Source organism: Paracoccus sp. S-4012 (genome assembly GCF_009674885.1).
Classification (GTDB): Bacteria; Pseudomonadota; Alphaproteobacteria; order Rhodobacterales; family Rhodobacteraceae; genus Paracoccus.
On sequence record NZ_WKKA01000003.1, the window covers coordinates 127,875 to 144,853 of the forward strand.

18 protein-coding genes are annotated in these 16,979 nt (G+C 71.2%); 9 read left to right on the top strand and 9 right to left on the bottom strand.

The annotated features are described in order from the left end of the window. The first annotated feature begins 14 nt into the window (after positions 1 to 14). The 4 genes from obgE to bfr all read left to right on the top strand — a co-directional run bounded on the left by obgE (position 15) and on the right by bfr (position 3,007). Positions 15 to 1,052 (top strand): GTPase ObgE, encoded by a 1,038-nt coding sequence (obgE, locus tag GI374_RS06010; RefSeq protein WP_154336123.1) that lies wholly within the window; start codon positions 15 to 17, stop codon positions 1,050 to 1,052. Continuing rightward, positions 1,040 to 2,161 carry a glutamate 5-kinase gene (gene proB, locus GI374_RS06015; protein WP_370515173.1) on the top strand — a complete coding sequence of 374 codons (1,122 nt, stop codon included), beginning with the start codon at positions 1,040 to 1,042 and terminating at the stop codon, positions 2,159 to 2,161. Before obgE ends, proB begins: the two co-directional genes overlap by 13 nt. An 89-nt stretch (positions 2,162 to 2,250) precedes the next feature. Further along, positions 2,251 to 2,574 carry a bacterioferritin-associated ferredoxin gene (locus GI374_RS06020; RefSeq protein WP_154336125.1) on the top strand — a complete coding sequence of 108 codons (324 nt, stop codon included), beginning with the start codon at positions 2,251 to 2,253 and terminating at the stop codon, positions 2,572 to 2,574. Next, positions 2,522 to 3,007: a bacterioferritin gene (gene bfr / locus GI374_RS06025; protein ID WP_154336126.1), complete on the top strand. Its 486-nt coding sequence runs from the start codon at positions 2,522 to 2,524 to the stop codon at positions 3,005 to 3,007. Before GI374_RS06020 ends, bfr begins: the two co-directional genes overlap by 53 nt. A gap of 72 nt (positions 3,008 to 3,079) precedes the next feature. Here bfr and GI374_RS06030 read toward each other — a convergent pair whose 3' ends face one another. After that, on the bottom strand, positions 3,080 to 3,487 hold the full coding sequence (locus tag GI374_RS06030; protein ID WP_195759850.1) for a hypothetical protein: 408 nt from the start codon (positions 3,485 to 3,487) through the stop codon (positions 3,080 to 3,082). 191 nt (positions 3,488 to 3,678) lie between these two features. On the opposite strand from GI374_RS06030, the gene GI374_RS06035 reads away from it, so the two are divergent. Beyond that, positions 3,679 to 4,497: a formate/nitrite transporter family protein gene (locus GI374_RS06035; protein ID WP_195759851.1), complete on the top strand. Its 819-nt coding sequence runs from the start codon at positions 3,679 to 3,681 to the stop codon at positions 4,495 to 4,497. Here the strand turns inward: GI374_RS06035 and GI374_RS06040 are convergent. The 5 genes from GI374_RS06040 to serS all read right to left on the bottom strand — a co-directional run bounded on the left by GI374_RS06040 (position 4,494) and on the right by serS (position 9,370). Beyond that, positions 4,494 to 5,675, bottom strand: a complete 1,182-nt coding sequence (locus GI374_RS06040) for a PLP-dependent aminotransferase family protein (protein ID WP_154336128.1) — start codon at positions 5,673 to 5,675, stop codon at positions 4,494 to 4,496. The two genes, GI374_RS06035 and GI374_RS06040, sit on opposite strands and share 4 nt — an antisense overlap. Positions 5,676 to 5,781: 106 nt before the next feature. Continuing rightward, positions 5,782 to 6,099 carry a DUF1330 domain-containing protein gene (locus tag GI374_RS06045; RefSeq protein WP_154336129.1) on the bottom strand — a complete coding sequence of 106 codons (318 nt, stop codon included), beginning with the start codon at positions 6,097 to 6,099 and terminating at the stop codon, positions 5,782 to 5,784. 12 nt (positions 6,100 to 6,111) lie between these two features. Beyond that, complete coding sequence (locus GI374_RS06050) at positions 6,112 to 7,026, bottom strand: lysophospholipid acyltransferase family protein (RefSeq protein ID WP_154336130.1); 915 nt, start codon at positions 7,024 to 7,026, stop codon at positions 6,112 to 6,114. A gap of 171 nt (positions 7,027 to 7,197) precedes the next feature. Then, positions 7,198 to 8,019, bottom strand: a complete 822-nt coding sequence (locus GI374_RS06055; protein ID WP_154336131.1) for a hypothetical protein — start codon at positions 8,017 to 8,019, stop codon at positions 7,198 to 7,200. A gap of 58 nt (positions 8,020 to 8,077) precedes the next feature. Beyond that, entirely contained in the window at positions 8,078 to 9,370 is a 1,293-nt protein-coding gene (gene serS, locus GI374_RS06060; protein ID WP_154336132.1) for a serine--tRNA ligase, read from the bottom strand. A gap of 108 nt (positions 9,371 to 9,478) precedes the next feature. Here serS and GI374_RS06065 point away from each other — a divergent pair, with 108 nt between their 5' ends. Beyond that, a complete protein-coding gene (locus GI374_RS06065) occupies positions 9,479 to 10,396 on the top strand; it encodes a DMT family transporter (RefSeq protein ID WP_229582752.1) in 918 nt (305 codons plus the stop codon). On the opposite strand, the gene betA is transcribed toward GI374_RS06065, so the two are convergent. The 3 genes from betA to betI are packed head-to-tail and all read right to left on the bottom strand — an operon-like array spanning position 10,321 to position 14,028. Then, on the bottom strand, positions 10,321 to 12,048 hold the full coding sequence (gene betA, locus GI374_RS06070) for a choline dehydrogenase (protein ID WP_154336133.1): 1,728 nt from the start codon (positions 12,046 to 12,048) through the stop codon (positions 10,321 to 10,323). The two genes, GI374_RS06065 and betA, sit on opposite strands and share 76 nt — an antisense overlap. Then, the gene (betB, locus tag GI374_RS06075) at positions 12,035 to 13,462 is read right to left on the bottom strand and encodes a betaine-aldehyde dehydrogenase (RefSeq protein ID WP_154336134.1); all 1,428 of its coding nucleotides are present in this window, start codon (positions 13,460 to 13,462) and stop codon (positions 12,035 to 12,037) included. The genes betA and betB overlap by 14 nt, the downstream gene beginning before the upstream one ends. Beyond that, positions 13,459 to 14,028, bottom strand: coding sequence for a transcriptional regulator BetI (gene betI, locus GI374_RS06080; RefSeq protein ID WP_154336135.1), 570 nt, complete (start codon positions 14,026 to 14,028; stop codon positions 13,459 to 13,461). The genes betB and betI overlap by 4 nt, the downstream gene beginning before the upstream one ends. 93 nt (positions 14,029 to 14,121) lie before the next feature. Here betI and choX point away from each other — a divergent pair, with 93 nt between their 5' ends. The 3 genes from choX to choV are packed head-to-tail and all read left to right on the top strand — an operon-like array spanning position 14,122 to position 16,942. Beyond that, positions 14,122 to 15,066 carry a choline ABC transporter substrate-binding protein gene (gene choX / locus GI374_RS06085; protein ID WP_154336136.1) on the top strand — a complete coding sequence of 315 codons (945 nt, stop codon included), beginning with the start codon at positions 14,122 to 14,124 and terminating at the stop codon, positions 15,064 to 15,066. Next, on the top strand, positions 15,066 to 15,914 hold the full coding sequence (gene choW, locus GI374_RS06090) for a choline ABC transporter permease subunit (RefSeq protein ID WP_154336137.1): 849 nt from the start codon (positions 15,066 to 15,068) through the stop codon (positions 15,912 to 15,914). The genes choX and choW overlap by 1 nt, the downstream gene beginning before the upstream one ends. Positions 15,915 to 15,943: 29 nt before the next feature. Beyond that, positions 15,944 to 16,942 (top strand): choline ABC transporter ATP-binding protein, encoded by a 999-nt coding sequence (gene choV, locus GI374_RS06095; protein WP_154336278.1) that lies wholly within the window; start codon positions 15,944 to 15,946, stop codon positions 16,940 to 16,942. Positions 16,943 to 16,979: the final 37 nt, after the last annotated feature.

Below are 16,979 nucleotides of genomic sequence, written 5' to 3' on the forward strand. Positions count from 1 at the left end.
AAAGCCCGTGCCGCATGAAGTTCCTCGACCTCGCCCGCGTCCATATCCGCTCCGGCGGCGGCGGCGGCGGCTGCATCAGCTTCCGGCGCGAGAAGTTCATCGAGTTCGGCGGCCCCGACGGCGGCGACGGCGGCCGCGGCGGCGACGTCTGGGCCGAGGCCGTCGAGGGGCTGAACACGCTCATCGACTTCCGCTACCAGCAGCATTTCTTCGCGAAGAACGGCCGCCCCGGCGAGGGGTCGCAGCGCACCGGCGCGGGGGCCGAGGACATCGTCCTGCGCGTCCCCGTGGGCACCGAGATCCTCGAGGAGGATCAGGAGACGCTGGTTGCCGACCTGACCAAGCCCGGTCAGCGCGTGCTGCTGGCGCAGGGCGGCAACGGCGGCTGGGGCAACCTCGCCTTCAAGACCTCGACCAACCGCGCGCCGCGCCGCGCCAATCCCGGCCAGCCCGGCGTCGAGCGGACGCTGTGGCTGCGGCTGAAGCTGATCGCCGACGCGGGCCTTGTCGGGCTGCCGAATGCGGGCAAGTCCACCTTCCTCGCGGCGGTGTCGAACGCGCGGCCGAAGATCGCGGATTATCCCTTCACGACGCTGGTCCCGAACCTCGGCGTGGTCGGCGTGGACGGGCATGAGTTCGTGCTGGCCGACATCCCCGGCCTGATCGAGGGGGCGAGCGAGGGCAGGGGCCTCGGCGACCAGTTCCTGGGCCATGTCGAGCGCGCCGGGGTGCTGATGCATCTGGTGGATGGCACCTCGGAGGATGTGGCGGGCGACGCGCGCACGATCCTGACGGAGCTGGAGGCCTATTCGACCATACTGGCCCAGAAGGCGCGCATCACGGTGCTGAACAAGATCGACGCCCTCGACGCGGACACGCTGGAGGCGCGGCGCGCGGCGCTCGAGGCGGAGGTCGGGGGCAAGGTGCTGACGATGTCCGCCGTCGCGGGTACCGGCGTGACGGCGGTGCTGCGCGCCCTCTGGTCCCGCATCGCGCCGACCCGCGCGCCCGAGCCCGATACCGAGGACGAGGGCCGCCCGTGGCAGCCGTGATCCCCGACCTCGCCGCGGCGAAGCGGCTGGTCGTCAAAATCGGCTCGGCCCTGCTGGTCGGCCCTGAGGGGTTGCGCGAGGACTGGCTCGCCGGCCTCTGCGAGGACGTGGCCATCTGGCGGCAGCGAGGCGCGGATGTGGTGCTGGTCAGTTCCGGCTCCATCGCGCTCGGCCGCCGCGTGCTGGGGATGCCCGCCGGCGGGCTGCCGGTGGAGCAGAGCCAAGCCGCCGCCGCCGTGGGCCAGATCCGCCTCGCCCGCGCCTACGAGGCCGCGCTCGCGCCGCATGGCGTCACCACCGCGCAGGTGCTGGTCACGCTCGAGGACAGCACCGACCGCCGCCGCTATCTCAACAGCCGCGCCACGCTGGAGGTGCTGCTGGGCCTCGGCGTGGTGCCGATCGTGAACGAGAACGACACCGTGGCGACGGACGAGATCCGCTTCGGCGACAACGACCGCCTCGCGGCGCAGATCGCGGTGACGGTGGGGGCCGACCAGCTTCTGCTGCTGTCGGACGTTGACGGCCTCTACACCGCCAACCCCAAGACCGACCCCGACGCGCGGCATCTTCCCGTGGTCCCGCGCCTCACGGCGGAGATCGAGGCGATGGCGGGCGATCCGGTCAGCGGCATCAGCAAGGGCGGCATGAAGACCAAGCTCATGGCGGCGCGCACTGCCATCGCGGGCGGCTGTGCGATGGCGATTGCCGAGGGGTCGGTGCTGCGGCCGCTCTCGGCGGTGGCCGAGGGGGCGCGGGCAACGTGGTTCCTGCCGGAAGACGACCCGCAGGCGGCGCGCAAACGCTGGATCGCGGCGATGAAGCCCAAGGGCGAGCTGCGCGTGGATGCCGGCTGCGCGGCGGCGCTCGCGCAGGGGCGGTCGCTGCTGCCGGCGGGTGTGGTCGTGGTCGATGGCAGATTCGGCCGCGGTGATCCGGTGCGGGTGATCGGCCCGGCGGGTGAGGAACTGGCGCGCGGGCTGGTCCGCTATGCTGCCGTCGAGGCCGCCGTGATTGCCGGCCACCGCAGCGACGAGATCCCGGCGCTGCTGGGCTATCCCGGCCGCGCGGCGCTGATCCACCGCGACGACATGGTGGTCGAAAAACCGTGAGGCGGGGCGGCGTGATCGCAAGCCGCGTTGACAAGGCGACTGTTTCAGTCTGATATGCCCGCGAGCCAAGCCGCGAGGGGCGCCGTTCCATGCTGATCTGTCACTGCCAGGGCATCAGCGACCGCGACATCCGGGCCACGGTCGCCTGGATGCGGGCCGCCGATCCCGACACCGTTGTCACCCCGGGCAAGATCTATCACGCGCTCGGGCGACGCGCCGACTGCGGCGGCTGCATGTCGCTGTTCGTCTCGACCATGCGCACCGCACCGGGCTTTGCCGTTCCCGCCGGGGACGCCTTGCCCGCGGGCGGGGTTCCGGCCATCCTGCGCCACATGCGAGCCAATGCTGCAGGAGAACGGAATGAAGGGCGACCCGAAGGTCATCGACTATCTGAACAGCGCGCTGCGGTCTGAACTGACCGCGGTCAGCCAGTACTGGCTGCACTACCGCCTGCAGGAGGACTGGGGCTACGGCAGGATCGCCGACAAGTCGCGCGAGGAATCCATCGAGGAGATGAACCACGCCGACCGGCTGATCCAGCGGATCATCTTCCTCGAAGGCCACCCAAACCTGCAGAAGCTCGACCCGCTCAGGATCGGCCAGACCCTGCGCGAGACGCTGGAGGCCGACCTCGCGGCCGAACACGATGCCCGCAAGCTCTACATGGAGGCGCGGGAATATTGCTCGAGCGTCAACGACCAGGTGTCGAAATCGCTGTTCGACGACCTGATCGAGGACGAGGAGGGCCATATCGACTTCCTCGAGACGCAGATCCAGCTCTACGAGGAGATCGGCGGCCAGAATTACGGCATGCTGAACGCCAAGAGCGCCGACAAGGCCGAGTGACGGGGTCGGGTGCGTGCTCCGCGCGCGCCGCACCACGGGGGTGCGGGGCGTGCAGGACACGCACCCTGCCGCTCACGCCCCGGTCTGGAACTGGATGCCGCAGTTCCGCGCGGTGTTGGCATGCTCGATCGCCTGCATCTCGCCCTTCAGCCGCGCCACCTCGGCTGCGGACTGGCCGTCGCCCTTGATGAAGAAGGCGGCCGGCCAGAACAGGATCAGGCTGATGGCCGTCGCGGTCGCGTCGTTGCTGGCCCGGCGGTCCTGCTCGGCGATGGCGTGCGAGGCGCGGCTTGAGACCCGGTGCGCCTCGTCGCCGAGCTGCTGGCAGTTCATCGCCGTGAACATCGAGGGCGAGACGTAGGACGGCGCGATCTGATCGCTCTGGTCTGCGCAGCCCGCGAGGGCCGTGCTGGCCGCGAGGACGGCGCAGCCGAGGACGGTCCGCGCCCGGCGGCGCGGCGGATGGATGGTTCGGGTCACGGGGTGACCTCCCTTGCTGGAGTGGATCGGCGGGGCTGAAATTGGCCCCGTTTCGTTCCTAGCGGGCGGGTCTTAAGCCGCCGTCACCGTCGCCCGCGATAATGCCGACAATCCTCGCGATCCCTTTCCGCCGGGAATACCCGTCCTTTCCGCGGCCGCTTGAGGTAGAGGTTGGCCGCGGGGGCGGACGGTTGAGCGAAGCGGACATCGAGATCGGCGACCATCCGCGGGCGGATCTTCCCGGACAGGCCTGCGACCAGCTCGGCAATCAGATGGACCTCGGCGCGGGGCAGATCCTCGTGCTGGGGTTCCTCGCGGGGGTCTTCATCGCCTTCGGCTCGATCGCCTTCCTCGTGGTGATGGCGGTGCCGGAGGGGGCGGTGCCCTTCGGCATCCTGCAGGCGGCGGCCGGGCTCGCCTTCTCGGGCGGGCTGCTCCTCGTCATCGTGGCGGGGGCAGAACTCTTCACCGGCAACACGCTGATGCTCGGCCGCTGGTATGCCGGGCAGAGCCCGCTATCCGCGATCCTGAAGGCCTGGGCGCCCGCCTGGATCGGCAACCTTGCGGGCTCGATCTTCGTCGTGGCGCTGTTCATCGCCGCGGGAGGGCATGAGGCGGGCGAGGGACTGCTGGCCTCGGCGGCGCTCGACACTGGCGGCGAGAAGACCGCGAAAGGCGCCGGAGCGATCTTCGCCTCGGGCATCCTCGCCAACATGCTGGTCTGCCTCGCGGTCTGGATGACCTTCGCGGCGCGCACGGTTCAGGGGAAGATCATCGCCCTCGTGCCGCCGATCGCGACCTTCGTGGCCGCCGGGCTGGAGCATTCGGTCGCCAACATGTCGCTGATCCCGATGGGGCTGGCGATGGTCTGGCTGGGCGAGCCGGGGGCCGATCCGGCGCTGACGATGGGCGGGCTGCTGGTCAACCTGCTGTGGTCCACCCTCGGCAACATCGTCGGCGGCGGAATCATCGCCGCAGCCTACTGGTTCAGCTATGACCGCGAGGCTTAGGCCGCTCGCCGCGTCAGCGCCTCGACGGCGAGGGCGAGGCGGCGGACGCCTTCCTTCAGCCGCTCGGGCGTGTTCAGCGTAAAGTTCAGCCGCACCGCACCGCGGTCCCGGCCCTCGGGGTCGAAGGCCGAGGAGGGGCTGATGCAGACGCCGTGTTCGAGGCCCTCGGCCAGCAGCGCGTCGGTGTCCAGGCGCGGGTCGCGGGCGCGGGCCCAGACGAACATGCCGCCCGCCGGCCGCTCCCAGCGGAAGGCGTGGGCAAGGTCGCGCTCCATCGCGCCCAGCAGCGCGTCGCGGCGGGCGCGGTAGAGGTCGAGCGTCGCGGGCAGGCAGCGGTCCACGAGGCCGGAGGTCAGGGCCTCGGCGGCGATGACCTGCGACAGCCCCGCGGTGCACATGTCGCTGCCCTGCTTGGCGAGCGCGAGCGCCTCGATCATCTCGCGCGCGGCAATCACCCAGCCGACGCGGAAGCCGGGGGCGAGTTCCTTGCTGAGGGTGCCCATGTAGATCACCGGTCCCTCGGGATCGCCCGAGAGGGTCAGCATCCGCGGCAGGGGCGCGGAGTCGTAATAGAGGGTGCCGTAGGGGTCGTCCTCGACCAGCCAGGCGCCGGTCGCCTGCGCCGCCTCGACCAGCGCACGGCGCTGCGCTGTGGGGACCAGCCGCCCGGAGGGGTTGGAGAAGTTCGGCACCGCATAGGCGAACTGCGCGCCCTGCAGGGCGGCGTGAAGGTCGGGGTCGTCCTGCAGGCGCATCGGGCGATAGACCGGTCCGCGCGGCCGCCAGGCGTCGAGCGCGCCGAGATAGGCGGGCGACTGCGCCGCGACCACGCCGCCCTCGTCCAGCAGCACCTTGCCGATCAGGTCGAGGCCCTGCATCCCGCCGCTGACGATGAGGACGTTCTCGCGCGTGAGGCTCAGCCCGGGGGCCGAGAAGCGCGCGGCGATGGCGTCGCGCAGGGCGGGCAGGCCCTCGATCGGGGGATAGGCGAGCGACTGCTCGGGCGTGTCGGCCACGGCGCGGCGGGCGAGTTCGCTCAGTTCCGCCACCGGCCAGGTCGAGGGGTCGGGCAAGCCGCCGCCGAGATTCACGAGGCCGGGGATCTGGCCTGCACCGAGGAAGGTGCGGGTCACGTCATTGGTCTGGCCCATCCAGCGGGCGAACGGGGCGCGGGTCATGGCGGGCTCCTTGTCTCGGCCGGACACCGGGGCTTCGCCCAAACAGCCGCCGCCGTCAATGAGGGGCGTCAGCGCGGCGGTGCCTGCAGGCGCGGGGAAGGCGCGGTCACAACCTCGGGTCGGGGGCGGCGGTCTCGCCGCGGCCCTCCTGCAGGACCATGCGGCCCTTCGAGGCGGCGCGGCGGAAGGCAGAGACTTCCTGATACTCGGGATCGTTGTAGAAGGCCTCCGCCGCCGCGCGGTCGGGGAACTCCAGCAGCACCATCCGCTCGGTGAAAGCCTCGCCCTCGGCGGTGGTGCAGGCGTCGCCGCGCGTGAGGAACCGGCCGCCGTGGCGGGCGAGGATCGCCGGGGTGCGGGCCGTGTAGCGGCGGTAGGTCTCGGGATCGTGGACGGTCATGGTGCAGACGAAATAGGCGGGCATCCTGCCTCCTTCTCAGCGCTTCTCTTCGGCGGGCTGCCGCGTCGCGCGGCTCCGGCGCTGCCGCAGCCCGTCGATCTGCGCCAGCCGCACCGGCTCCGGCCCCGGCTCGGGCAAGGCGAGGACCGCGTCGCGCAGGATCGTGATGCCCTCCTCGCTGTTCTTCGGCAGCGACTCGGGGTCGATCGGCCGGCCGATCGAAATCTTGTAGGTGTGCCCGGCCTTGTTGAGCACCTCGTGGAACAGGGTCACGTCCCGCAGCGTCGGGTGGATCGCGTCGAGGACGTAGAAGAGGGCCGAGTTCCGCGCGAAGATCCGCACCGGGATCACCGGCGCCGCGAACTTCTTGGCGATCATGGCGGCCGAGGCCATCCACGGCCGCTCGTTCAGGTGCAGCCCGCTGCGCTTTGCCAGGCGCCCGGAGGGGAAGATCAGCCCCGCGCGCCCCTGCTCCAGCAAGGCGCGCCGGGTGTAATCCATGGTCGCCCTGGTCTTGGCGTGGCTGCGCTTCTCGACCCGCCACTCGACCGGGGCGATCAGGTCCTCGAGCTGCGGCAGCACGCGGATGATGTCGTGGTTGGCGTAGATGAAGAGGTCGTCGCGCACCGCGCCCACGACCGAATGCATCACCAGCCCGTCGGCGATCCCCGTCGGGTGGTTCGAGACGATCAGCGCCGGTCCGGTCGCAGGCAGGTTCTCGAGCCCCTCGACCCGCAGGTCGCGCACGATCAGCGCCTGCATCCGCCGCACGATCTCGTCCGAGGGCAGGTCGCGGAACTCGGCCGCGAGGTCCAGCGTGCGCGGATATTGCAGCGCCGCCATCATCGCGCTGCGGAAGACGGCGTGCCACCGCTTGCCGGAGAAGAACCATGGCGCCCGCTCCGCGATGAGCGGGTCGAGGCGGCTCTGCATGTCCTTCCGGGCGTCCATGGGGCGATTATCCCGCGACCGTGGCAGTGTTCAAGATAAGCTCCGGACAGCATCCCGCGCGGGCCGCGGCCCGTGCTTTCGACAACATCGTCCGGCAGAGGCTTCGGTTCCCGCGCCGGCGGAGTCGAGGCCGCCCCGTGGCCGACCGGCAACTTCCTGCCGATTGCGGATTCATGACATCACCCGCACCATCACGGCGGCGAGGCCGGCAATCGCGGCGACCGCCGCCAGCGTGACGCTGAGATCGGCGCCCACGCTCTGCGCAGCGATGCCGATCATCGCCCACATGATCGCCAGGGAGAAGCCGATCATCGGCCCGAGGCGGAACTGCACGTTGATCGCCGTGACGAGAAGGAAGCCGACGGCGATCACCGCAGCGAGGGTGGCCGAGACGCCGAGCTGTCCGGTCAGCACCGCGGCGAAGGAGGCGTAGAGCGAAACCACCGTCCAGCCGGCGAAGATGCCGACGCTGGTCCGGCGCGGCACCTCCGGCGCGGGTCCGGCGTCGCCGAGAGCCGCAAGAATGGAGAACGCCGAGGTAGCGCCCGCGGCAAGCATCCCGGCAATGGCCGAGCGGTCGGCGATCCAGGGCCAGGCCGCAGCCCCGGTCAGCGCCCCGGCCATGGCAAGCATCTCGGCGGGGCGGTCGGGCGTCCCTGACCGCTCCTGCTGCCGGATGCCCAAGGCCGCCGCCCGCACCCTGAAGCTCGCGCGGATCGCATGGAACAACACCGCTGCCCAGACCAGCACAAGCAGCAGTTGCAGCGCCTTCCCCGACGGCCGGGCGAGCGCCGGTGGCGGCGAAGGGTCCGGGGGCGGCACCGGCAGCAGCGCGGGCAGGTCCGGCCAGCCGCGCGCGCCGGAGGCGAAGGGCAGGTCCCCGGCCAGTGACAGCATCACCCCCTGCGGCCCGCCGGAGAGCGCGAATGTGACGCTGCTGACGAGAAACGCCACGGTGGCCGTGAGCATCAGGGCGAGGGCGACGCGGCGCATCATGGGGAACGCCGGGGAACCTGCCCGGTTGCAGGCCGCGTCCGTTCCGCAGGTCAGCTCAGGCCAGCACGCCCTCGGCCGTCAGCCGCCGCGCACCGCCAAGCCGCGGCGCCAGCACCTGCGGCAGCTCGACCGAGCCATCCGCCTGCTGTCCATTCTCCAGCACCGCGATCAGCGCGCGGCCCACGGCGAGGCCCGAGCCGTTCAGCGTATGCACGAACTCCGGCCGCCCGCCGCCCTCGGGCCGGAAGCGGGCGTTCATGCGCCGCGCCTGGAAGTCGCCCACGTAGCTGACCGAGCTGATCTCGCGGAAGCGGTCCTGCCCCGGCAGCCAGACCTCGAGGTCGTGGGTGATCCGCGCGCCAAACCCCATGTCGCCGGTGCAGAGGACCATGGTGCGGTAGGGCAGGCCCAGCTCCTCCAGCACCGTCTCGGCGCAGCGGGTCATGCGGGCGTGTTCTTCCAGCCCCTGGTCGGGATGGGTGATCGAGACCATCTCGACCTTCTCGAACTGGTGCTGGCGCAGGATGCCCGCGGTATCGCGGCCCGCCGAGCCCGCCTCGGAGCGGAAGCATTGCGTGTCGGCCACGAAGCGCAGCGGCAGCTCGGCGGCGTCGACAATCTGGCCCGCGGGGATGTTGGTCAGCGGCACCTCGGCGGTCGGGACCAGCCACCATCCCTCGCGCGTCTGGTAGCTGTCCTCGCCGAACTTCGGCAGTTGCCCGGTGCCATACATCGCCTCAGGCAGCACGAGGACCGGGGTCCAGACTTCCGTGAGCCCGTGGCGGTCCACATGCAGGTCGGTCATGAACTGCGCGAGGGCGCGGTGGATGCGGGCCACGGCGCCCTTGAGCATCACGAACCGCGCGCCCGAGATGCGGGCGGCGGTCTCGAAGTCGAATCCGGGCTTTGCGCCGGGGATGTCGAAATGTTCGAGGGGCCTGAAGTCGAGTGCCCGCGGCTCGCCCCAACGGCGGATTTCCACGTTGTCACTCTCGTCGCGCCCGTCCGGCACGCGGTCGAGCGGCGTGTTCGGCAACTCCATCAGCGCGTCGCGCAACTCGGTATCGAGCGCCTCGGCCTCGGCCATGGCGGTGGCAACCTCGGCCTTGCGCTCGCCCACGAGCGCGCGCAGCCGCTCGAACTCCGGCTCGTCGCCCCGCGCCTTGGCGGCGCCGACCGCCTTGCTGGCGCGGTTCTGCTCGGCCTGCGCCGTCTCGGCCGAGGCGATCCGCGCCCGGCGGGCGGCGTCGAGGGCCAGCAGCGCCTGCGCGCGCGGCTCCATGCCGCGGCGGGCGAGGGCATGGTCGAAGGCCTCGGGGGCTTCGCGGATGACGCGGATGTCGTGCATGGGCGGGGCCTCGGGCTTCGCTTGGTCGGTCGGCGGGGGTCTAGCGCATGGGTCCGCGGGGCGGAAGCGGGCTTGCGGGTCCTCGCGCTTTCGGCTCAACCGGATGGCATGGCCGTCACCGCCGCTCCCGTCCTGCGCCGCGATCTGACCGGAATCGCCTGGATGATCGCCACGTCGTTCTGCTTCGTGGCGGTGAACGGCAGTGTGCGCTACCTCGACGGCGCGCTGCCCGCGCCGCAGGCCGCGTTCCTGCGCTTCGCCTTCGGCGTGGTCCTGGTGATGCCGGCCCTGCTGCCGGCGCTGAGGGCGGGTTTTCCGGCCCGCGTCTGGCGGCTCTTCGCGGTGCGGGGCATGCTGCACACGGCCGGGACGGTCCTGTGGTTCTACGCCATGGCCCGCATCACCATCGCCGAGGTCACGGCGATCGGCTTCCTCAACCCGATCCTCGTCACCCTCGGCGCCACGCTGCTGCTGGGCGAGCGGCTGTCGGTCCGGCGCGCGCTCGCCATCGGCGCGGCGCTGATCGGGGCGCTGATCGTCATCCGTCCGGGCCTGCGGGCGCTGGACCCCGGCCACGGGGCGCAGGTCCTCGCCTCGGTGATGTTCGCGAGTTCGTATCTGGTGCTGAAGCGGCTGACCGACCTTGTGCCGGCGAGTGTCGTCGTGGCCATGATGTCGCTGACGGTGGCGATCGGACTCGCGCCGCTCGCGCTCGCCGTCTGGGTGCCGCCGACGGGGCAGCAGCTCGGCTGGCTCTCCTTCACCGCGGCGGCGGCCACGGCCGGGCATTACTGCATGACCCGCGCCTTCACCGCGGCCCCGCTGGTCGTCACGCAGCCGGTCACCTTCCTGCAGCTGATCTGGGCCTCGCTCCTCGGCGCGCTCGTCTTCGCCGAGCCGCTCGACCCCTTCGTGATCCTCGGCGGCGCGGTGATGATCGGAGCGATCAGCTACATCACCTGGCGCGAGTCGCGCCGCGCGCCCGTTCCCGTGACGCCGCCGCCCGAAGCCACGCGGCTGCCCTGACGCTGCCGCTCGCGCCAGCCGGCGTCCATCTCCGGCCCGAGGTTCGAGCGCGCCAGCATCCCGCGGCCGAGGACATGGTCCGCCACCTTCTCGCCCGCCATCATCGCCGGAGCGTTCAGGTTGCCGTTGGTCACGCGCGGGAAGATCGACGTGTCGGCCACGCGCAGCCCCTCGACCCCGATCACGCGGGCCTCGGCGTCCACCACCGCCAGCGGATCGTCCGCGCGGCCCATGCGGGCGGTGCCGCAGGGGTGATAGGCGCTTTCGACATTGTCGCGCAGGAAGGCGTCGATCTGCGCGTCGGTCTGGACCGCCTCGCCGGGCAGGATTTCCTGGGCGCGGAAGGGCGCCATCGCGGGCTGGTTCATGATCTCGCGCGTGAGCCGGACGCAGGCGCGGAACTCCGTCCAATCATCAGGATGGCTCATGTAATTGAACTGGATTCTGGGAGCCGCGGCGGGATCGGGCGAGCGCAACCGCACCGTCCCGCGCGATTTCGAGCGCATCGGCCCGACATGCGCCTGGAAGCCGTGCCCCTCCGCCGCCGCGCGGCCGTCGTAGCGCACGGCGAGCGGCAGGAAGTGGAACTGTATGTCGGGATACTCCACCCCGGCGGCCGAGCGGATGAAGCCGCAGGCTTCGAACTGGTTCGACGCGCCGAGGCCGCGCCCGGTCAGCAGCCATTGCGCGCCGATGCTGGCCTTGCCCCAGAGGTTCCAGTGCTTGAACAGGCTGACCGGCTGCGAGGCGGCGTATTGCATGTAGATTTCGAGATGGTCCTGCAGGTTCGCGCCGACGCCGGGGCGGTCGGCCAGCACCGCGATGCCATGCTCCGCCAGATGGGCGGCGGGGCCGATGCCCGAGAGCATCAGCAGTTGCGGCGTGTTGATCGAGGAGGCGGCGAGGATCACCTCGGCCCCCGCCCGGATCACGCGGCCGTCGGCCATCTCGACCCCCAGGGCCCGGCGCCCCTCGAACACCACCCTTGCCGCGAGGCCGCGGATCAGGCGCAGCTTCCCGCTGGCCCTCGCCGGGCGCAGGTAGGCGTTGGCGGCCGACCAGCGGCGGCCGCGCCAGATGGTCGCCTCCATCGGGCCGAAGCCCTCCTGCGCCGCGCCGTTGTAGTCCTCGGTCAGCGGGTATCCCGCTTGCCGCCCGGCCTCGATGAAGGCGCCGAAGAGGGGGTTCGCGCGGGGGCCGCGCGTGACGTGGACCGGGCCGGAATCGCCCCGGTAGCCATTCGGATCGCCGCCGTGCCAGTTCTCCATCCGCCGGAAATAGGGCAGCACATCGGCATAGGCCCAGCCACTCGCGCCTTCCTCGGCCCAGTGGTCGAAGTCCTTCGCATGGCCGCGCACATAGACCATGCCGTTGATCGAGGACGACCCGCCCAGCACCTTGCCGCGCGGCGTGGCGAGGCGGCGGCCGCCCAGATGCGGCTCGGGTTCGGTCGCGTAGCCCCAGTCGTAGCGGCGCATGTTCATGGGGTAGGAGAGGGCCGCGGGCATCTGGATGAACGGCCCGGCGTCGCTGCCGCCGAACTCGATCAGCGCGACCGTGCGGCCCGCCTCGGTCAGCCGGTATGCGAGCGCGCAGCCGCCGGAGCCTGCGCCGACGATGACGTAGTCCGCGAGCGGCTCAGACCGGCGCATCGACGGGCCCCATGCCGACATAGACGGATTTCAGCTGGCTGTAATGCTCGAGCGCCGCGGTCCCGTTCTCGCGCCCTATCCCTGAGAGCTTCACCGCGCCGAACGGCATCTCGACCGGCGTGAGGTTGTAGGCGTTGATCCAGGTGGTGCCGGCCTCGAGCCGCCCGACGACCCGGTGGGCGCGGGCGAGGTCGCGGGTGAAGACCCCGGCGGCGAGGCCGTAGGGCAGGGCGTTCGCGCGTGCAACGGCCTCGTCCTCGGTGCGGAAGGTCAGCGCGGTGAGGACCGGGCCGAAGATTTCCTCGGTGGCGAGCGGGCTGTCGTCTGGGGCGACGAAGACGGTGGCGGGAACGAACGGGCCGTCGCCCTCGCCGCCGCAGATCAGCCGCGCGCCCGACGCGCGGCCTTCGGTGATGGCGCCGCGGATTTTCTCAAGCTGCGCGGGGGAGATGATCGGGCCGAGGGTGGTCCCCTCGTCACGCGGATCGCCTTGCTTCAGCGCCGCCACGCGCTCGGCGAGACGCGCGAGGAACGCCTCGGCGATGCCGTCCTGCAGGAACACCCGTGTCCCGTTCGAGCAGACCTGCCCGGAGGAGTAGAAGTTGCCGAGGATCGCCGCGCCGACCGCGTCCTCGATACTGGCGTCGTCGAAGACGATCAGCGGCGACTTGCCGCCAAGCTCCATCGTGACATGGCGCATCCCCGACGCGGCGGCGGCATAGACGCTGAGGCCGGTCGCCACTGAGCCCGTCAGCGAGACCTTGGCCACCCGCGCGTCCCCGATCAACGCCGCGCCAAGCTCGCGGCCGCCGTTCAGGACCTGGAAGATGCCCGGCGGAGCCCCGGCTTCCGTCAGAATCTCGGCCAGTTTCAATGCGCCCAGCGGGGTTTCCTCGGACGGCTTGAAGATCATCGCGTTGCCCATGACGAGGGCGGGGGCGGCCTTCCAGCAGGCGATCTGGCTGGGGTAGTTCCACGCGCCGATGCCGACGCAGACGCCCAAGGGCTCGCGGATCGTGTAGGCCCAGTCGCGCCCGAGCGGGATATGCTGGCCGGTGACGGCCCCCGCGAGGCCGCCGAAGAACGCGAGCGCGTCGGCGCCGGAGGGCCAGTCGGCCACCCGCGTCTCTGAGATCGGCTTGCCGGTGTCGAGGGTCTCCAGCTGCGCCAGTTCCTCGGCGCGCTCGCGAATCAGGCGGGCGGCGTCCAGCAGCACGCGGCCGCGGTCGGCGGGACGCCACGCGGCCCAGTCCTTCTGCGCGCGGGTCGCGGCGGCCAGGGCGGCCTCGATCTCGGGGGCTGCGGCTGCGCGCAGGTTGGCGATGATCTCGCCGGTATAGGGGAACCGGACGGGCAGAGCGGCGCCGCTGCCCTCGGCGGGCCTGCCGTCGATCCAGTGGGAGGGTTGGGTCATCGCAGGGCCTCGTCGAGATAGCCGCGCGCAAGCGCGAGCGCCGCCGCGCCATCCGCAGGCGCGGGGGCGAGCGCGGCGCGCAGGTAGATGCCGTCGATCAGCGCGCCGAGGCGGTCGGCGACGGCCTCCGCCTCGGGGGTCAGGCCGCGTAGCGGGACGCGCAGGTTCGAGCGCAGGCGGCAGTGATAAATGCGCAGCAGTCGCCCGGCCTCGGGGCTGGTCCGCGCGAGGGCGTAGAAGGTGAGCCAGGCGGCCACCGTGCCGTGCTCGAAGTTCTGCGGCCCGAAGCTCGCCCGCAGGATCGCGTCGAGGCGGGTGCGCGGCGACTCGGCGGCCGCCGTCTCGGACCGCACCGAGGCGCCGAAGGCCGTGAGGATATGGCGCATCGCGGCGAGGAACATCTGCTCCTTCGAGCCGAAATAGTGATGCGCGAGCGCCGGCGACATGCCGGCAGCCCGCGCGATCTCCGCGACCGTGACCTCGAGCGAGCCCGCCCGCGCGACAGTCGCGATCGCGGCGTTGATCAGCGCGGCTTTTCGGATAGGCTCTGCCCCGAGTTTCGGCATGTTCTCAGGCTTTCCCCCGAAAGTGGTTGCATGTCCGGTGCTAGCCTTGGTTTATTGACTCGTCAATCAACAACACTGCCGCAGGGAGCCGCCATGTCCGCCCGCCTCACCGTCCCCGTCGCCCTCGCCCTGGCCGCATCCCTCGGCCTGCCGGCCCAGGCGCAGGAGCCGGCCTCCTGCAGCAGTGTCATCCTCTCGGATGTCGGCTGGACCGACATCACCGCCACCACGGCGCTCGCCTCGACGGTGCTTCAGGCGCTCGGCTACGACACCGAGACCAAGGTGCTGTCGGTGCCCGTGACCTACACCGCGCTCTCGACCGGCGACGTGGACGTGTTCCTCGGCAACTGGATGCCGACGATGGAGGCCGACATCGCCCCCTACCGGGAGTCGGGGGCCGTGGACGTCGTGCGCACCAACCTGACCGGGGCGAAATACACCCTCGCCACCAACCCGGCGGGCGCGGAGCTGGGGATCGCGGATTTCGGCGACATCGCCGCCCATGCCGACGCGCTCGCAAGCCAGATCTACGGCATCGAGCCGGGCAATGACGGCAATCGGCTGCTGCTGGAGATGGTGGCGGAAGACAAGTTCGGCCTCGGCACCTTCGAGGTGGTCGAAAGCTCCGAGCAGGGGATGCTGGCGCAGGTCGCGCGCGCCGACCGGGCGGGCAAGCCGATCGTGTTCCTCGGCTGGGAGCCGCATCCGATGAACCAGAACTTCGAGCTGACCTACCTCACCGGCGGCGACGAGATCTTCGGGCCCGATCTCGGCGGGGCCGAGGTGCTGACGAACACCCGCGCCGGCTATGTCGAGGAGTGCCCGAATGTCGGCAAGTTCCTGCAGAACCTCGAGTTCACGCTGGAGATGGAGAACGACGTGATGGCCCGCATCCTCGATGATGGCCAGGAGCCGATGGCGGCGGCGAAAGCCTACCTGACCGAGCACCCGGAGGCTGCGCAGCCCTGGATCGCGGGCGTCACCACGCAGGACGGCGGCGATGCGGCAGCGGCGCTCGCGGCCGCGCTCGAGGGCTGATGGAGCGCCTGACGGCCCTCGTCACCGACTGGAAGATCCCGGTCGGGCGGACGGCGAGGCGGGTTTTCGACTGGCTGCGCGACAATGGCGCGCCGCTGTTCGATTCGATCGCCGCGGCGATGGAGGCGCTGATCGGCGGCATCCTCTGGGTGCTGTCGGCGCCCAGCCCCTTCGTCATCATCGCCATCGCGGCGGGCCTGACATGGCTGCTGCAACGGCGCATCGGGACCACGGTGCTGGTCGCGGTCGGGTTCCTGTTCATCCTCAACCAGGGCTACTGGACCGAGACGATGCAGTCGCTGACGCTGGTCCTGTCGTCCTGCCTCGTCTGCATGGCGGTGGGGGTGCCGATCGGCATCGCCGCCGCGCACCGGCCGCGCCTCTATGCCTGGATGCGGCCGGTCCTCGACCTGATGCAGACGCTGCCGACCTTCGTCTACCTGATCCCGGCCATCGTGTTCTTCGGCATCGGCATGGTGCCGGGCTTGATCGCCACGGTGATCTTCGTGCTGCCGGCGCCCATCCGGCTGACGCATCTGGGCATCAGCTCCACCCCCCTCGCGCTGATCGAGGCTGCGCGCGCCTTCGGCGCCACCCGGCGGCAATTGCTGTGGAAGGTCGAGCTGCCCTCGGCCCTGCCGCAGATCATGGCCGGGCTGAACCAGACGATCATGCTGTCGCTGTCGATGGTCGTCATCGCGGCGCTCGTCGGCGCCTCGGGCCTCGGGGTTCCGGTGGTCCGCGCGCTCAACAGCGTCAACACCGCGCTCGGCTTCGAATCGGGCTTCGTGATCGTGATCGTGGCGATCATCCTTGACCGGATGCTGCGGATGGAGCGCAAACCGTGAGCGCGGGACAGACCCCCGCGGGGCAGCCGATGGTCGAGTTCGACCGGGTCTCGATCGTCTTCGGCGACCGCCCCGGACGCGCGCTGCCGCTGATGGATGACGGCCGCGACCGGGCCGAGATCCGGGCCGCGACCCAGCAGGTTCTGGGCGTCCATGATTGCAGCCTGACCGTGGGCGAGGGCGAGATCCTCGTGCTGATGGGCCTCTCCGGTTCGGGCAAATCCACGCTCCTGCGGGCCGTCAACGCGCTGAACCCCGTCATCCGGGGCGAGGTGCGCATCCGCCGCAAGAGCGGGATGGTCTCGGTCACGCGCGCCAGCCGGTCCGAGCTGCGCGACATCCGCCTGCGGGACGTGTCGATGGTGTTCCAGCAGTTCGGCCTGCTGCCCTGGCGCACGGTGCGCGAGAATGTCGGCCTCGGCCTCGAACTCGCGGGCTGCAAGCCGGCCGAGCGACTGGCCCGGGTGGAGGCGCAACTGGAGATGGTGGGCCTCGCCGACTGGGCCGACCGCAAGGTGGGCGACCTCTCGGGCGGCATGCAGCAGCGCGTGGGCCTCGCCCGCGCCTTCGCCACCGAGGCGCCGATCCTGCTGATGGACGAGCCTTTCAGCGCCCTCGATCCGCTGATCCGCACCCGGTTGCAGGACGAGCTGATCGAGCTGCAGGCCCGCACCAAGCGGACCATCATCTTCGTCAGCCACGACCTCGACGAGGCCTTCAAGCTCGGCAACCGGATCGCCCTGATGGAGGAGGGGCGGATCGTCCAGGCCGGCACCGCGCGCGAGATTATCGCAGCCCCGGCAAGTGCTTACGTCGAGGACTTCGTGGCCCACATGAACCCGCTGGGGGTGCTGACCGCCGAGGATCTGGCCGAGCCGGGCGAGGCCCAAGGCGCGGCGCTGCCGCGGGACATGGGCGCGCGCGAGGTGATGGCGGCGCTCGCCGGGACCGAGGCGCTGCCGCTGGAAGGCGGCGGGCGGGTCACGCGCGCGGGGGTGCTGGCGCGGCTGGTGGACCCGCGGGGGTGAGCCTGCGGGACCGGCCGCCTTGGCGAGGGCCGAGCGC

Bases quoted from the DNA above. Each gene is read 5' to 3' on its own strand.
- obgE (WP_154336123.1), top strand. From the start codon at position 15: ATGAAGTTCCTCGACCTCGCCCGCGTCCATATCCGCTCCGGCGGCGGC.
- GI374_RS06020 (WP_154336125.1), top strand. From the start codon at position 2,251: ATGCTGATCTGTCACTGCCAGGGCATCAGCGACCGCGACATCCGGGCC.
- bfr (WP_154336126.1), top strand. From the start codon at position 2,522: ATGAAGGGCGACCCGAAGGTCATCGACTATCTGAACAGCGCGCTGCGG.
- GI374_RS06040 (WP_154336128.1), bottom strand. From the start codon at position 5,675: ATGACCCGCGCCCCGTTCGCCCGCTGGATGGGCCAGACCAATGACGTG.
- GI374_RS06045 (WP_154336129.1), bottom strand. From the start codon at position 6,099: ATGCCCGCCTATTTCGTCTGCACCATGACCGTCCACGATCCCGAGACC.
- GI374_RS06050 (WP_154336130.1), bottom strand. From the start codon at position 7,026: ATGGACGCCCGGAAGGACATGCAGAGCCGCCTCGACCCGCTCATCGCG.
- GI374_RS06055 (WP_154336131.1), bottom strand. From the start codon at position 8,019: ATGCGCCGCGTCGCCCTCGCCCTGATGCTCACGGCCACCGTGGCGTTT.
- serS (WP_154336132.1), bottom strand. From the start codon at position 9,370: ATGCACGACATCCGCGTCATCCGCGAAGCCCCCGAGGCCTTCGACCAT.
- GI374_RS06065 (WP_229582752.1), top strand. From the start codon at position 9,479: ATGGCCGTCACCGCCGCTCCCGTCCTGCGCCGCGATCTGACCGGAATC.
- betA (WP_154336133.1), bottom strand. From the start codon at position 12,048: ATGCGCCGGTCTGAGCCGCTCGCGGACTACGTCATCGTCGGCGCAGGC.
- betB (WP_154336134.1), bottom strand. From the start codon at position 13,462: ATGACCCAACCCTCCCACTGGATCGACGGCAGGCCCGCCGAGGGCAGC.
- betI (WP_154336135.1), bottom strand. From the start codon at position 14,028: ATGCCGAAACTCGGGGCAGAGCCTATCCGAAAAGCCGCGCTGATCAAC.
- choX (WP_154336136.1), top strand. From the start codon at position 14,122: ATGTCCGCCCGCCTCACCGTCCCCGTCGCCCTCGCCCTGGCCGCATCC.
- choW (WP_154336137.1), top strand. From the start codon at position 15,066: ATGGAGCGCCTGACGGCCCTCGTCACCGACTGGAAGATCCCGGTCGGG.
- choV (WP_154336278.1), top strand. From the start codon at position 15,944: ATGGTCGAGTTCGACCGGGTCTCGATCGTCTTCGGCGACCGCCCCGGA.